The organism is Sphaerisporangium sp. NPDC005289 (assembly GCF_040607455.1).
Taxonomy (GTDB): Bacteria; Actinomycetota; Actinomycetes; order Streptosporangiales; family Streptosporangiaceae; genus Sphaerisporangium; species Sphaerisporangium rhizosphaerae.
Window position 1 is genome coordinate 84,002 of sequence record NZ_JBEXGS010000015.1, and the last position, 14,524, is coordinate 98,525.

Here is a 14,524-nt window from a genome sequence, read left to right on the forward strand (position 1 = left end):
GCGGGTCTCCCTGTCATCCGTGCGCCGAGTTGAGGGTGAGGTCGTCCGCGGCCGCGCCGGCCAGCGCCCGGTGGGCGAGGCCGAGGTTGTGCCGCCAGGTCTGCCGGTAGTCGCCGCCGAAGGCCGACGGCGGACGCGCGAGCAGGTCGGCCGCCTCGGCCACGATCTCCTCCACGGGGCGTGGCCGGTACACGAAGGCCGGTCCGGCGTTGGGGCCCAGCCCGGGATCGGCGGCCGGGTTCAGCGGAGTCCCCATCAGCAGGGTCGCCAGGGCCGGCAGGGCCGCCTGCATGACCGGGAAGGCCGTCTGGAAGAACGGGCCGGGGCGGGCCGTCTTGCCGACGGCCTCCCCGAGCGCGGTGAGCACAAGGGTGTAGCAGTTGTCGAACAGGTAGGACAGCCTGCGGAAGTCGCCGTCGAGGCCGGCGGCGGAGGGGTTGGCCTGCATCGGGTAGATCGGCGGCAGGCTCACCTCGCCGCGGGCGATGCGCTCGAACCTGCCATAGTGCGACAGCTCCCACGGCGTGCCGAGGATCGGTCCGTAGGTGCCGTCCAGCCGGTCGCCGTAGTGGTCGTATCCGCCGTACGGCTCCTCGTACGGCGCCGGCGGCCGCTGCACCTCGGCCCCCTCGCCCTGCTGGACGATCTCGGTGATGGCGGCCTTCGCGCCGTCGAGGTCGTGCACGATGTGCAGCTCGCCGCCGCCCGGGCCGAAGTAGGTGTCGTCACGCTGGAAGCCGGTGTCGCGCCCGAACACCTCCTTCTCGCCGTACCTGGCGACGCAGCTCTCGAAGCCCAGCTCGATGGCCTTGTAGAACTGGCCGATGGTGTGGTACGGCTCGTCCTCGGCGGGCGCCTGCGGGCTGGACTCGGGCAGCTCTATCTGCATGAACACCGTGCGCGCGAGCAGCGGTGACAGCGGCTGGAGCTGGATGAAGGGGCCACCCTCCGCGTGGCCGAGCAGGTAGGCCGGGTAGACGGGCACATGCTCCTCCGCCAGCGAGGGGGGCGTGCCGATGGCGTTCATGAGGTTGGCCACCTGCATCATGTGCAGCATCTCCTCGACCACCACGCCCCTGATCAGGCGGGACGCCTCCGAGGAGGGGTCGGTGATCGAGTACAGGGCGCACAGGTAGGGCGGGATCGTGGAGAGCTCGATGGTCAGCGCCGTCTGCAGATGGGCGGCCAGACTCTCGACGGAGTCCAGGGGCCGGTGGGTCATGGTGAGCGGGAACAGCCTGGCGGCGGGGGGCGTCATGAGAGGTCGTCCGATCGTCGGTTCGGAAGCTGGGCGGGGGCGGGCCGGATGACGGCGCCGGTGTCGTCGCCGTCGGGGGTGAGGAGCACGACGGCGGTGCCGCCGAGGGCCGGGGTGCGGGGGTCGCGTGCCACCACGAGGACGGCGCACGGGGCGGGCACCGTCTCCGGGGCGGTGTAGCGGCCGTCCTGGTCGATCCGCCCCACCTCCGGCAGGATGCTCCACTCGGCCCGCACCGGGTCGCCGCCCAGGGCGGCGGTGAACGACCGGGCCGCGCCCGGGCCGAGCGGCGCGGGGGCGTACGGGGTGACCTGCACGGCGACCGGCGCCGCCGGGAAGACGACGATCCGCGCGCTGCCGCTCTCCTTTCCGATTCGCGCGGTGAGCGTCACGGCCACCGGCCGGTCCAGCTTCGCGGGCGGGGTGTAGCGGCCCGTGTCGTCCACCGTCCCGACGGCCGGAGATATCGACCAGGTGACCTTCTCGGCGGACCCGGGCAGCCGCGCGGTGAAAGCGCGGGCCTGGTCACGGGCCTCGAAGACCGAGATGATCGGCGCGACGGTCACCTGGGCGGGGGTCACCACCACCGCCGCGTACGCCCGCTGGGCCGTCGCGAAGCCCTTCCCGGCGGCGTCGCGGACCGCCTCCCCATCGCCGTCGTCCCCCTCCGCGGTGATGGGGTCCCGCGCCGTGGCCGTGACGACGACCACCTTGGGCCGGGAGAGCCCGGCGGGAGGCGTGTACACCCCGTCGGCGCCGATCCGGCCGCCGCCGCGCGGGACCGACCAGGTGACCGGCCGGTCGGCGGCGAGCCGCACGGTCTCGGCGGTGGTCACGGCCGACAGCGGCGGGGACACGGCGAAGCCGGGCGCGTTCAGCGTGCCGAACGCGACCAGGTCGCCGGGCACGTGGGCCGACAGCAGCCGGGCGGTCTGCCGTCCGGGGAACAGCAGGTTGGTCACCGCGAACGCGCCGACGTGCGGGACGGTGAAGCCGAACAGGCCGCTGAGCTGGTAGACGATCTCCTTCGCGATGAGGTCGCAGGTCAGCTGCCGGGCCTGCTCGTCCTGGAAAGGGTCGATCTTCTTGAAGAACGAGTCGTCGGGGGCCGGGAAGCTCACGCCGACGCCCCCGGACGAGGTGAAGGTGATCTCGGCGGTGACCGGGTCGACGCCGGGCCGGTAGGTGGTGTCCAGTTCGACGGTCATGGTGACCTGACCCTCGTCGCAGATCGTGGGCAGGGCCGGCAGGTCGACCTCGACGCTCCATGCCTGCTGCCAGTCGTGCGACCAGGTGCCGGTGAGCGCCCCCGCGGAGGAACGGAAGGCGATGTCCTTCAGGGTGACGTAGACGTCCTGCGGCTTGCCGCACCAGCCCGCCTGCACGGTCCCGTACTTGCTGGTGTACCGGACGGGCATGGTGATGCTCCCGCCGGTGACCGTGACCGACCAGGCGTCCGACGCGTCGCCGTGCGCGTCGGTGTTGCCCGCGCCGACGACGCCGGCGACCAGGTCGCGCAGGATGCCGCCGAACAGCACCCTGCCGGACACCAGCAGCGTCGTGTCCATTCCGGCGGGGACCACGTTGGCCAGAGGAAGCGAGGTCTGCGTGCCGCCCTTGGGGTTGTAGGCCGTGGGCACGAACAGCAGCAGCCGCCCGGCGTCCGCGGGGTCGGCCTGGTCCCGCTGGGTCGCCAGCTCGAAGTCGCCGGCCGGGGTGAGGTCGGTGGCGTTCGGCGTGTAGTCCAGCGTGCCGAGCGCGTACCGCCGGTACCCGGCGCCGGGATCGGCGAGCAGGCGCAGGAAATACGCGCCGAGCAGCGTGCCCGTCGCGCCGGGCACGCCGAGGTCGGCGAAGAAGTCCTTGCCGTCGTCGATCCGCAGGGACACGTGGGTCTGGTGCTCGACCTCTCCCTTCACCTTTCCCAGCGGCACGGTGCCGGTGATCGTGTAGCCCTGCGCGCCGGTGATCCACTGGGTGGAGACGACCTTGGCCGCCCCGCCCGCGGTAAGAACGGTGCGGGCGATCCCGGAGACGACCGGGATGGTGAGCCGCGCCGCCTGGGGGTCCAGTGCCGGGTCGAACGCGATCAGCGGATGACCGAGGACGACGTCGGCGAACTCGACCGCGTAGTCGTCGATGATGGGCACGGTGCCCGAGATGGGCGGCAGGTGGTCCCCGGACACGAGGTCCTGCACGAACTGCCGCTGGAACAGCTCGTTGACCTTGTGCGCCGACAGGGCGCACACCACGTCCCAGCCCTGGGTCACGCCCTTGCCCCGCAGGTGACGCAGGACCTCTTCGACGCTCGCGTCCGTCGTCACGGGGTGGCCGCCCTGTCCCAGTCGAAGTCGCCGAGAGGGTCCAGGACCCCTATCTGCACGATGGGGGAGATCCCGGCGGTCGCCTCCACTACCTCGGTCAGCAGGAGCGGCTGGCCCGCCCAGGGGAGCGGGCCCACGACGGCCTCGAAGACGTCCAGCCAGGACACGCCGGGATCGCCGTCCTTCAGTTGCAGGGCGGCGCCGGTGACGCCCAAGGCGATCAGGGCTCGCCCGAGAACGGCGTCGATGCCCACGTTCACCATGAAGGCGGTGATCGTGAGGTCCGATCCCCCGCCTCCCTCCCCCGTCGCGGGCTCCGCGCCACCGCCCGCCGATCTGATCGCCTTGACCTGGTCGATCAGGTGGAAGGCCCCGTCGGTCAGAATGGGCGCGAAGTAGCCGATCCAGGTGCCGTTGGTGATCTTCTCTCCTCTCGTCATGGCGGCCCAGTTCCAGTCGGCGCTCGGGACGAACAGGCCCTGGATGATGATGTTGGCCGCGAGGTCGAGCCCGTTGACCAGCAGCGATCCCACGCTGTCGGCGCCGGACTGCGCGTCCGCCATGTTGACGGTGTCGGTCAGCATGTCGATGCCGATCAGCACCATGGAGGAGTAGTACTGCGCGTCCTCGAGCGGCGTGTACCTCGGCCCGGCGGCGGCCGGCGAGCCGGCCGCGACGCTCTTCGCGAGCACGCGCTCACCTTCCGCCTTGGTGAGCGGGTCGTAGGGCCCGCGGCCGGTGGCGGCCAGGCACGCGAGGGTGACCGGCGCGGCGAAGGCGAGGCAGAACAGCCGGCCCAGCGTCATCGCGTCACGGTTGCCGCTGGGCCTGGCCAGGTTGTCCCACATCCAGGTGAGCACCGGCGAATCGTCCATCGGCGCGGTGAGCAGGTCGTGGACCCACCGCACGACCTCGGCCGCCAGCTCCAGCAGCGTCACGACGAGCACGTCGCAGGCGTCGAGCGCCAGGTCGATCAGGTCGCGCAACGCCGCCAGCAGGTCGGCGACGCGAAGCTCCCCGGCCTTGGCGGGGTCGCGGAACAGCGTGAGGCACACCGGCACCACGTCCTGCAGGGCCTTCCCGCCGTCCGCGAGGATGCCGGAGTCCTCGACGGCCTTGACCAGCTTGCCGGTGAAGCCGTCGGAGAGCGGGGGCATCGTCCTGGCCGGCCGGTCCGGCACGTTGTCCAGGATCTTCGTGAGCACGTAGTTGTGCTGGGCGGGACTGCCCTCCAGTGCCGCCGCGAGCCCCGGTGACCGGCCGCCCGCGGGCCGGAGCCCGAGCCGCACCCGGCCGCGGCCGACGTCGTTGATGGTCGTGCTCCCCAGCACGGTCGCGGCCTCGTCGAGCCCGGCGTTCAGCTCGGACTTCAGATCGGAGAAGAAGCGTCCCGTCCCGACCGCCGCGGAGTCGCCCAGCCACCGCTGGAGCGAGGACAGGCCGGTGGTGATGGTGCCGTAGAACTCGTCCATGGTGCGCCAGATCGAGCGCCAGTGCAGGGCGTCCTGCCACAGGTCCTTCGCCTTGTCGAAGGCGAGCTCGATGGTGTTGAGCACGCTCTGCATCAGGGAGCCGACCTCGGCCAGGCCCTCCAGCGCGAGGCCCACCACGGTGGTGTAGACGCCCTTCGCGGACTCCACCAGCGCGGAGAAGGTCTTCTGGTCCGGATGGGCGATGAAGGCGACGAGCTTGACCGCGCCCGACTTCAGGGCCTGCCAGACGTCCACCAGCCAGTCCCCGAGGCTCTTGCCCAGGACGCCGGCCGAGAGCGCCTCCGCCGGTGCGGGGCCCCGGGCCGTGAGGGTCGCGGGCCCGGCCGCCGTGTGGAAGGCCGCCAGCCGTTCGGTGACGGCGTCCGCGGTGGCGTAGGAGATGAGCCGGGGCGCGCCGGGGTCGCGCAGGTCCACCTCGAACCCCCCGTCCGGCTTGGCGCCCCCGGGCCCGAGGGCGGCGAGCCGGATGACGGCGCCGGCGGCCACCTTGGCGAGCTCGGGGGTCAGGCCGGGAAGCAGCGGGCCGTCCTTGCCCCGGGCGGCGCGCAGCATGTCCGCGCTCATCGGCGGGATGGTGGCGGTGCCGTTGAACAGGGGCGCCCTGCCCGCGAGCGTCTCGTACAGGTAGCCGTGCGGGGTGATCGGCAGATCCTCCGCCGCCCCTTCGACGCGCGCGGTGAAGGTGACCGCGGTGAAGCCGGTGGCGGGCTGGCTGAACTCCACCGCGCCGGTCTCGTCGGTGGTGAGCGTCGCGGCCGTGCCGGGCCGCGCGAGCACGGTGCGCCCGCCGCTGTACAGGCCCACCAGCCGCGAGGAGGTCAGCTCGATCGCCCTGTGGCGCACCGGCAGGCCGTTCGCGTCGGTGACGGTCAGCCGGGTGCGGTACCGGGACACCACCATCGGCGCGTCCTCGGCGTGGCCGTGCACCGGCACGCGAGTCCATCCACCGCCGGTACGCGGCCGGCTGAGCAGGTCGACGGTGCCGTCCGCCCGGGTCACGGCGAGCGCGCCCGCGCCGCCGGCGGGGGTTCTCACCTGCACGGCGTCGGTGTCGAGCGGGAAGATCGGCGCCCAGACCGGGACGTCATCGGCCGTCCAGGCGGTCTGCCGAAGTTGCCAGAGCCTGCCGTCCGGGGCGCAGCCGTAGCACCGGACCATCCCGTCGTCGTCGAGCACGGCCGTGCCCCGGACGATCTCGCCGAGCGGGATCCGGACGGGCGTGTCGCCGAACCCCGCCGAGGAGTACAGGTTGTTCGCGGTGTCGGTGAACACGACCATGGCGGAGTCCGCGTGCGGGTAGGTCGCGAGCAGCCGCGCCGCGGGGGCCGCCACCTTGACGACCTCGGGGTGCGCGGCCACCCGGTCGCCGGTGCCGGGCCAGATCCGCAGCACGCCACCGGCGGTGGCGAACAGCACCCAGGCGTCGGGTGAGGTGAAGGCCAGCCGGGCCTCTCCCCCGACCAGCTCGCCACCGAGGTCGACGCGGGCCGCGGTCCACTTCCCGCCGTCGGCGGTGCAGAGCGTCAGATCGCCGCGCGCGTCGATGCCGCTGACCGCGAAGTCCCCGCTCAGCGGGATCTCGGCCACGCCCAGCCCGGTGCAGGCGGCCAGCTCCGCCGGCTCGCCCCATTCACCGCGGGCGTCGCGCACCGAGTGCAGCAGGGCCGGCTCGGTGGCGTAGAACGCGTTGACCAGGCCGTCCGCGTCCACCAGGGTCACGACCTCCTGGGCCCGCGCCCCCTTCGGCAGCGGGTGAAGGGTGTACCCCGACGCCGACTCCCCCGACGCCCGCACCTCGGCGAGGCCGGTCCCGGGCGTTATGGCGAGCAGCAGATGGGTTCCGTCATCGGTCGTCGCGATGGAGGTGTGGTTGTGCGCTTCGGGATCGACGCTCACCGGCTTGACCGGTAAGACGTCCTCCGACAGGCGTGAGTCACAGTCGACGCGCAGGGGCAGGGCATGGTCGATCGGCAAGGAGACCTCCGTGAGGCTCGGTCCATCGGATGGGGTGTCAGCCGGGCGGAGGCGGAGCGGGGCGGAGCCGTTCGTCGTCCAGGGCCAGCTCGAACGCGCGGATGAGCGACATCCAGCCCGCGAACGGCTTGTCGGCGCCGTGCTCGTGACGCAGGACGCCTTCGATCGGGTCGGCGAGCAGATCGACTTCCACGGTCAGCCGGACGCGGTGCCCAGAGTCGCTCACCCGCGCAGTCTGCCGCCGTCGCTCGGTGCCCGGCGTCAGGGTCGACACCCTGATATTTGGCGATATACGCCACCCTTACCGGCAGGTATTCATGGCCGGTGCGCGTTCGCGGTCTTACGGTGGGGGCGTGACGAAGCGCGTGGCGGAATCGTTGCTGCTGGAACGTGACAGCGAGCTGACGGCACTGGCGGCGGCGCTGGAGGCCGTACGCATGGGGAGCGGGTCCCTGGTGGTGGTGCAGGGGCCGCCCGGAGTGGGCAAGACGCGGCTGCTGGCCGCCGCCGCCGATCAGGCCCAGGCGAACGGACTGCTCGTGCTGGCGGCCCGCGGGCACGAACTGGAGCGGGCGATAGCGCTGGGCGTGGCACTCGACCTCCTCGCCCCGCCGCTGACCGCCGCCCGCCCGAAGGAGCGCGCCCGGCTGGCGGCGGGCCTCGCCGCACCGGCCGCGCCGCTGTTTCCCGGGCTTCTTCGCCAGGAGTTTTCCCCGGCGGCACCGGGCAGCGACGACATGCTGCGGGGACTGTGCCGGCTGGCGGTCAACCTGACCGGATGGGGAACCGAAGGCGCCGCGGTCCGCCCCATGCTGCTCACCGTGGACGACGCGCAGTGGGCGGATGAGGCGTCGCTGCGGTTCCTCGCCATGCTCGCCGACCGAGTCGGCGCTCTCCCGCTCGCCTTGGTGGTCGCCGTGCGCGACGGCGAGGACGGATCGGAGGTCTCGGCGCTGCGCCGGCTGACCGTCCAGCCCCCGAACCGCCTGCTGGCCCCCGCGCCCCTGTCCGCCGGCGCGGTCGAACGGCTGGTGGCCGGCGTGTTCCCCGCCGCCGGGGACGACCTGGCCGCCGCCGTGGCGCATGCGAGCGGCGGCAACCCCTTTCTGGTCGGCGAGTTGCTGCGGTCCCTGCAGGCCGACGGGCACGTCCCGCCCGCGAGCGCCGTCGCCGGCATGGTGCCCGGCACCGTGCTCCACTCGGTGCTGGCGCGACTGGCCAGGCTGCCCGCCGAGGCGGGCCGCCTCGCCACCTCGCTCGCCGTCCTGGGCGATCGCACCCCGCTGCGCCGGGCGGCCCGTCACGCCGGCCTCGGCCTCCCTGCCGCCGAGCGGGCCGCCGACGTGCTGGCCGGCGCCCACCTGCTGCGCCCCGGCGACCCGCTCGGGTTCCTCCACCCGCTCATCGCCGCGGCCGTCCACGCCGACCTTCCCGCCTTCGCCCGGGCCCGCGCCCATCGCAGGGCCGCCGACCTGCTCGCCGAGGACGGCGAGGGGGTGGAGAAAGTGGCCGGCCACCTGCTGGTCTCCCAGCCCGAAGGCGATCTCGCCGTGGCACGCACACTGCGCGAGGCGGCCGGCCTGGCACTGCGCCGGGGCGACCCGGCCGCGGCCACCCGGCTGCTTCACCGGGCGCTCGCCGACGCCACCGCCGGGCGCCATTCCGGCGAGCTCATGCTCGAACTGGCCCGCGCCCAGATGACCGCCGGCGACCTGGCCGCCCACGACACGGTCACCGAAGCGCTCCCCCTGCTCGACGACGCGCCCGCCCCTGTCAGGGCCGAGGCGCTCACCCTGCTCGCCCGGCTGCGGAACTCGCGCGGGGACTTCACCGGCGCCGCGGTCGCCCAGGACGCCGCACTAGACCTGTTCGAGGCCGGCGACCCGCGCTCGGAGGATGTTCTCGCCGAGTACCTGATGATCGCCCGCTTCCATCCTTCGCTGCGCCACCACGCCGCCCTGCGGCTGGCGCCGGTGCTGCGCGAGGCCCGTCAGGGGCGCCCGCCCGGCAGGCCGGGCCTGCTGGCGCACCTCACCCTGCAACTCGCCCTCGACGGCGACCCGGTACCCGAGGTACTGCGCGCCGCCTCCGGCGCGTTCGCCCACGACCCCCTGGTGGACCCGGTCGGCCACGGCTCACTGATGGGGATCGTCGTCCACGCCCTGGTCATCGCCGGTGAGCTGGTCGCGGCCGAGGCCGCGGCCGACGCCGCGCTGTCGGCGGCACGACGCAGAGGAGACGTGCTCGCCTACGGTTACGCCGGCTACCACCGGGCGCTGGCCCGCTACCACCAGGGGGCGCTGACCGCGGCCCTGGCCGACCTTGAGGCGGCCCGCGGGCCGCACGACGAAGGCTGGAACTCCGCGGGCGGCTGGATAGCCTTCCTGCTCGCCTGGGTGCACCTCGAACGGGGCGAGGAGGACGCCGCGGAGGAGGCGCTGCACCTGGCCGACCCACATCCCCCTGACGGCATGTACTCCCCGCTCGTCCTCGACTGCCGCGCCCGGCTGTCACTGCTGCGAGGCGACCCGGCGGCGGCGCTCCGAGCCGCCCGCGACGCCGGCCACCTGCTCGAACGGCTCTACGGGATAGACCATCCGGGCCTGCTGCCCTGGCGGGGCACGGCGGCCATCGCCGCGCACCACCTCGGCGACCACCGCGCCGCCCAGGAACTGGCCGGCCAGGCCGTCGCCCGCGCCCGGACCGTCGGCGTGGCGCAGGCCGTCGGCGCCGCGCTGCGCGTCGCCGGCCTGGTCGCCAGGCCGCGTCCCGACCTCTCGCTGCTCGCCGAGTCGGCGAAGATCTTGCAGGGAACCCCCGCGTCGCTCGAGCACGCTCGCGCCCTCGTCGACCTCGGGGCCGCGCTGTGGCGGGCGGGGCGTGGCCGCGACTGCGGGCCACCGCTCCGACAGGGCCTGGCGCTGGCGGACCGCATGCACGCCCGCCCGCTCGCCGAACGGGCCCGCGCCGAACTGCACGCCGCCGGCATGCGCCCGCGCCGGACCGCCGTCGCCGGCATCGACGCCCTCACTCCGGCCGAGCGCAGAGTGGCCCTCCTCGCCCTCCACGGGCACAGCAACGGCCAGATCGCCCAGACCCTGTTCATCTCCACCAAGACCGTGGAGACCCATCTCGCACGGGTCTACCGCAAACTCGCGATCGTCAACCGCAGGCAGCTCAGCGAGGCCTTCGGCTCCCCCACCTGAGGCGTCGAGCGGGCCGGTGCGCGCGGAGCGTCGTCCGGCCACGGGCCGCCTGGATGCGGCCGTCCACGCCCGGCTCGCGGCGGACCCCGATCCGCGCGCCGGGCCGGGGTCAGGCGTTCACGCGGCGCCGGCGGACAGGCGGTTGAACAGCGCGAGCGCGGCCTCCCGCACGTCGGGCGGTGTCACCCCGTACAGGACGGCGCGGGCCTCGGCGATGTTGCGCGTGGTGGCGCAGGTGATCGCCACCGACGTGGCGGCGGCGTGGTTCAGCGACCCGGCCGGCTCGCGGTCGGCCATCTCCCTGGCGCTGGTGGCAAGATCGAGGTTGTCGGCGGATGCACTGCTCAATGGGTCCTCCTCGGGTCGCGGATCGAGGTCGTCGCCGGTCAGGCAGGCCGTGGCGGAGGCTGGAGGCGGCCCGGCGGGACAGGCCGCGCCCCGGGCCGTCACGCGGGCCCGCGGCGCCTGCTCATGACGCCAACTGTAGAGCAGCGCGAGGCGGCCGCTCCCGGCGGCCACGCGATCCGTCCCTGATCTCCCTGATTCCACCGGCCTCGCCGGTCGCCCCATGTCCGCCTTGTCGTTTCTTGTCCCCCTGATCGCGCCACCCGGCCACCTCCCCGGTCCGTGGGTGGGAACGAATACAGAGGTCACAGAAGCGACGACGGGGGCGATGCATGATCACCGCAGAGACGATCGACCGGATCATCCGCTTCAACGGGGGCGACGTGCCCGTGGTGTCGCTGTACGTGAGCGTCGGGGCGGACGGGAACACCACTCTGTCCACCCGCGTCAACAGCCTGCTGCACGAGATCCGCCCGCTCGGACAGGACAGCTCCCTCGGGCGCCAGGCCCGCATGTCCATCCGCGGCGACATCGAGCGCATCGCCGGCATGGAGGGCCTGGAGCGGGCCGAGGCCGGCGCCGTGGCGGTGTTCTCCTGCAGCGGGGCCGACCTGTTCGAGCAGGTCCCGCTGCCGCGGACCGTGCGCGACCGGGTCATGGTGGACGCCGCCCCGTGGGTGCGCCCGATGCTGGCGGTGCTCGACGAGTACCACCGCTCCTGCGTCCTGGTGCTCGACCGGCGCTCGGCCGAGGCTTGGGAGCTGTACCAGGACGAGATGCGCGAGGCCGGCAAGGTGGAGGACCCCACGCTGCGCAAGTCCAACTACGCCGGCTGGTACGGGTACACCGAGCACCGCGTGCGCAACCGCGCCGACGACCTGACCCGGCGGCACTACCGCAACGCCGCGCGACTGGTGGACGAGCTGTTCCGCACCGGCAGGTACGAGCTGATCATCCTGGGCGGGCATCCGGAGGAGGTGCCGGGGTTCGTCGACTTCCTTCCCCGCCATCTGCGTCCGAGGGTCGCCGGCACCTTCTCGGTCGACCCGCGTACCGCGACCCCGGCCGACATCCGGCACAGCGCCGAGCGCATCCTCGAACGCTACGAGCGCGAGGAGGAGCGCCGCTGGGTCGCCGAGGTGCTGGAGCGGTCGGCGACGCGCAGGCCGGCGGCCCTCGGGCTGGCGGACTGCCTGTGGGCGGGGTCGGTCGCCGCGGTGCAGGCCCTTCTGGTCCAGGAAGGGGCGACGGCGCCGGGCGTGGTGTGCGACGAGTCGGGCTGGCTCGGCACCGGCGGGGACGCCTGCCCGCTGTGCGGCAAGGCGACCCGGCGCACACCGGACGTGATCGGAGAGCTGGCCGACGCGGTGATCGAGGAGGGCGGCTCGGTGGAGCACGTGCAGGCCGACACCGAGCTCAAGGAGCACCTGGTCGCCGCCTCCCTCCGCTTCCCCGCACCGCCCCCGCCCGGCCCCCCGGCCTGACAGACCGGGCAGGTCAGGCCGGGCAGGTCAGGCCGGGCAGGTCAGGCCGGGCAGGTCAGGCCGGGCAGGTCAGGCCGGGCAGGTCAGGCCGGGCAGGGCAGGGCAGGTCAGGCCGGGGGCAGCGGCATCACCAGGAGCGGATCACCGGAGGGCCGGCGCGACCCGCCCGCGGGCTCGACCGTGACGCCGACCTTGGTGGCGTCCCCCGGCGTGCCCAGCACCACCGGCGGCGTGCGGCCGTCGGCGCCGGGACGGGTCAGCCCGTCGGGGACGGCGCCCGAGGGCCCGATGCGCCACAGCTGGTAGGTGCGCCCCTCGGGCAGGGCGGACAGCCCGGCCGAGACGAACACCATGCGGCCCTGGGAGCGCGAGACCACCAGCGTGCCGGTGACCCCGTCCGCCGTGCGGGTGACGGTGCGGGCGTCCGGCGCGGCCAGCACGGCGGCGAGCCGCTCGCCGCCCGCCCGGGCCCGGTCGAGCTGGTCGCCGGTGCGAACGGCCACAGCACCCAGGCCCACCGCGGCCGCCAGGAAGGCGGCGGCCAGCCCGGTCGCCACGCGCGGCGCCCAGGCGGCCCGGCTCGCCGCCCGCCGCCGCGACCGTCTGCCGCTCCCCCGGCCGGGCCCCTGCCCCGGCCCGGGGAACGGCGCCGGCCCCCCTGGCCCGGCCCCCGGCGAATCGGAACCGGGGCCCCCCACGGACCCCGCACCGCCCCGGGAACCGGAACCGTCTAGTGAACCGGGAGCACCCGGGAAGCCGGGGCCTCCCAGGGGATTCGCGCCGCCGGCCGGGGCGGGGCCCGGGCCGGGCGGGGGCTGGACGGGGAAGGAGAGCGGGCCCCTGCCGACGGCCGGGTCGGCGGCGGGGACCGGCGGGAGCTGGCGGACCATGCCGATCTCGGCCATGACGCGCCCCCGCAGGCGGGCCGGCGGCTCCACCGCGAGCGCGGCGCCCAGGCGGGCGGCGGCCTCGCGCAGCCCGCGCGCCTCCAGCTCGCACTCCGGGCACCGGGACAGGTGCTCCTCGAACGCCTGACGCTCGGCGGCGTCCTCGACCGCGCGCAGCGCGTACGCCCCGGCCAGCGTGTGCGGATCGCCGCTCATCGTTCCACCCCCAGGCAGTCGCGCATGCGGATCAGTCCGTCGCGCATCCGGGTCTTGACCGTCGCCAGCGGCACCTTCAGCAGCTCGGCGACCTCGCGGTAGGTGTATCCGCCGTAGTAGGCGTAGGTGACCGACTCGCGCTGCAGCTCGGTGAGGCCGCCCAGGCAGCGGCGCAGCCGTTCCTGCTCCAGGGTCGTCTCCACCGACTCGGCGACGTCATCGTAGGGCCGGCGCACCTCCAGCCGGGCCACGCGGTCCTCGCGGTCGGTCGCCGCCTGCGCCGCGCGCACGCGGTCGACGGCGCGATGGTGGGCGATGGTCATCACCCACGCCATGCCCGAGCCGCGCGCGGCCTCGAAACGGGCCGCGGACCGCCACACCTCGATCAGCGCCTCCTGGGCGACCTCCTCGGCCTGGGCCGGGTCGCGCAGCACCCGCAGGGCCACCCCGTACACGGCGGGCGCCACCATGTCGTAGACCTGATCGAAGGCGGCGCGGTCTCCCCGCGCGAGCCGTCTCAGCAGCTCCTCCAGACCCGGCCGGTCGTGCCGGCCGCCGTCCAGGGGCACGGCTCGTGTCGGCCTCATGCCTTCTTCTCCAACCGTCGGCGTGGACGCGGACACCACTACTTCGGCGCAGAAGGCCCCGTGGATGGCGCGGGAGCCGATCGAGTCGCGGAATCCACCGCCCGCGCCTCCGGTGACGGCCACGGAGCCGATGGTGAGGCCGTAGTTTGAGAACGACCCGCCCGGCGTGGCGGCATCATGGGTCCCGGCACCGGACGACCGAGGAGAGGCACGTGACCAAGCGTCCCCTTGTACTGCTCGACGTGGACGGGGTGCTCAACCCCGCCCGGCGGCCCACGTTGCGGCTGCGGCGGTACGAGTGCGTCCTGGACGGCCACACCTACACCGTCCTGCTGAACTCCCGGCACGGCGCCAAACTGGCCGAGCTGGCCCGCGACACCGGGGCCGAGCTGGCGTGGGCCACCACCTGGGAGCACCACGCCAACGAGCACATCGCCCCGCGCCTCGGCCTGCCCGCGCTGCCGGTCATCACGGTCAACAGCGACCCCGGCAGCCGTGCCGGGGAGCACTTCAAGACCCGCCACGTCGCCGAGTACGTGGCGGGCCGCCCGTTCGTCTGGTTCGACGACAGCCTGGGCGCCCACGACTGGCAGTACCTCAAGGACCACCCGGCGGTCGGGGAGTTCCTGCTGGTGGAGGTGGACCCGCGCACCGGCCTGACCGACGGGCACCTGACGCGGGCCCGCGACTGGCTGGCCGGCCGCACCGCCTCCGGCGCCGGGCTGCGGCCCCTGCCGCCCTGACCGCCGG

At 74.2% G+C, this 14,524-nt stretch carries 10 protein-coding genes; 3 read left to right on the forward strand and 7 right to left on the reverse strand.

Annotation, left to right across the window (positions count from 1 at the left end):
* Nucleotides 1–13: 13 nt before the first annotated feature.
* The 4 genes from ABZT47_RS25205 to ABZT47_RS25220 are packed head-to-tail and all read right to left on the reverse strand — an operon-like array spanning nt 14 to nt 7,275.
* Entirely contained in the window at nt 14–1,258 is a 1,245-nt protein-coding gene (locus tag ABZT47_RS25205) for a ferritin-like protein (RefSeq protein WP_354846729.1), read from the reverse strand.
* On the reverse strand, nt 1,255–3,582 hold the full coding sequence (locus ABZT47_RS25210; RefSeq protein WP_354846732.1) for a hypothetical protein: 2,328 nt from the start codon (nt 3,580–3,582) through the stop codon (nt 1,255–1,257). The genes ABZT47_RS25205 and ABZT47_RS25210 overlap by 4 nt, the downstream gene beginning before the upstream one ends.
* Nucleotides 3,579–7,049 (reverse strand): hypothetical protein, encoded by a 3,471-nt coding sequence (locus ABZT47_RS25215; RefSeq protein WP_354846735.1) that lies wholly within the window; start codon nt 7,047–7,049, stop codon nt 3,579–3,581. The genes ABZT47_RS25210 and ABZT47_RS25215 overlap by 4 nt, the downstream gene beginning before the upstream one ends.
* A 37-nt stretch (nt 7,050–7,086) precedes the next feature.
* Nucleotides 7,087–7,275, reverse strand: a complete 189-nt coding sequence (locus tag ABZT47_RS25220; protein WP_354846738.1) for a hypothetical protein — start codon at nt 7,273–7,275, stop codon at nt 7,087–7,089.
* A 127-nt stretch (nt 7,276–7,402) separates the two neighbouring features.
* On the opposite strand from ABZT47_RS25220, the gene ABZT47_RS25225 reads away from it, so the two are divergent.
* Nucleotides 7,403–10,255 (forward strand): AAA family ATPase, encoded by a 2,853-nt coding sequence (locus tag ABZT47_RS25225; RefSeq protein ID WP_354846741.1) that lies wholly within the window; start codon nt 7,403–7,405, stop codon nt 10,253–10,255.
* Between the two features lie 117 nt (nt 10,256–10,372).
* Here the strand turns inward: ABZT47_RS25225 and ABZT47_RS25230 are convergent, their stop codons facing one another.
* Complete coding sequence (locus ABZT47_RS25230; RefSeq protein WP_354846744.1) at nt 10,373–10,603, reverse strand: hypothetical protein; 231 nt, start codon at nt 10,601–10,603, stop codon at nt 10,373–10,375.
* Between the two features lie 329 nt (nt 10,604–10,932).
* On the opposite strand from ABZT47_RS25230, the gene ABZT47_RS25235 reads away from it, so the two are divergent.
* Nucleotides 10,933–12,084: a hypothetical protein gene (locus ABZT47_RS25235; protein ID WP_354846747.1), complete on the forward strand. Its 1,152-nt coding sequence runs from the start codon at nt 10,933–10,935 to the stop codon at nt 12,082–12,084.
* 107 nt (nt 12,085–12,191) lie between these two features.
* On the opposite strand, the gene ABZT47_RS25240 is transcribed toward ABZT47_RS25235, so the two are convergent.
* Together ABZT47_RS25240 and sigK are read right to left on the reverse strand one after the other, a co-directional pair.
* Nucleotides 12,192–13,187, reverse strand: coding sequence for an anti-sigma factor (locus tag ABZT47_RS25240; RefSeq protein ID WP_354846749.1), 996 nt, complete (start codon nt 13,185–13,187; stop codon nt 12,192–12,194).
* The gene (gene sigK, locus ABZT47_RS25245; RefSeq protein WP_354846752.1) at nt 13,184–13,774 is read right to left on the reverse strand and encodes an ECF RNA polymerase sigma factor SigK; all 591 of its coding nucleotides are present in this window, start codon (nt 13,772–13,774) and stop codon (nt 13,184–13,186) included. The genes ABZT47_RS25240 and sigK overlap by 4 nt, the downstream gene beginning before the upstream one ends.
* A 212-nt stretch (nt 13,775–13,986) precedes the next feature.
* On the opposite strand from sigK, the gene ABZT47_RS25250 reads away from it, so the two are divergent.
* Nucleotides 13,987–14,517, forward strand: a complete 531-nt coding sequence (locus ABZT47_RS25250) for an HAD domain-containing protein (RefSeq protein WP_354846755.1) — start codon at nt 13,987–13,989, stop codon at nt 14,515–14,517.
* Nucleotides 14,518–14,524: the final 7 nt, after the last annotated feature.

What these genes read in the sequence shown, in the direction of transcription:
- ABZT47_RS25205 (WP_354846729.1), bottom strand. Translation starts at nt 1,258, where the DNA reads ATGACGCCCCCCGCCGCCAGGCTGTTCCCGCTCACCATGACCCACCGG.
- ABZT47_RS25235 (WP_354846747.1), top strand. Translation starts at nt 10,933, where the DNA reads ATGATCACCGCAGAGACGATCGACCGGATCATCCGCTTCAACGGGGGC.
- sigK (WP_354846752.1), bottom strand. Translation starts at nt 13,774, where the DNA reads ATGAGGCCGACACGAGCCGTGCCCCTGGACGGCGGCCGGCACGACCGG.
- ABZT47_RS25240 (WP_354846749.1), bottom strand. Translation starts at nt 13,187, where the DNA reads ATGAGCGGCGATCCGCACACGCTGGCCGGGGCGTACGCGCTGCGCGCG.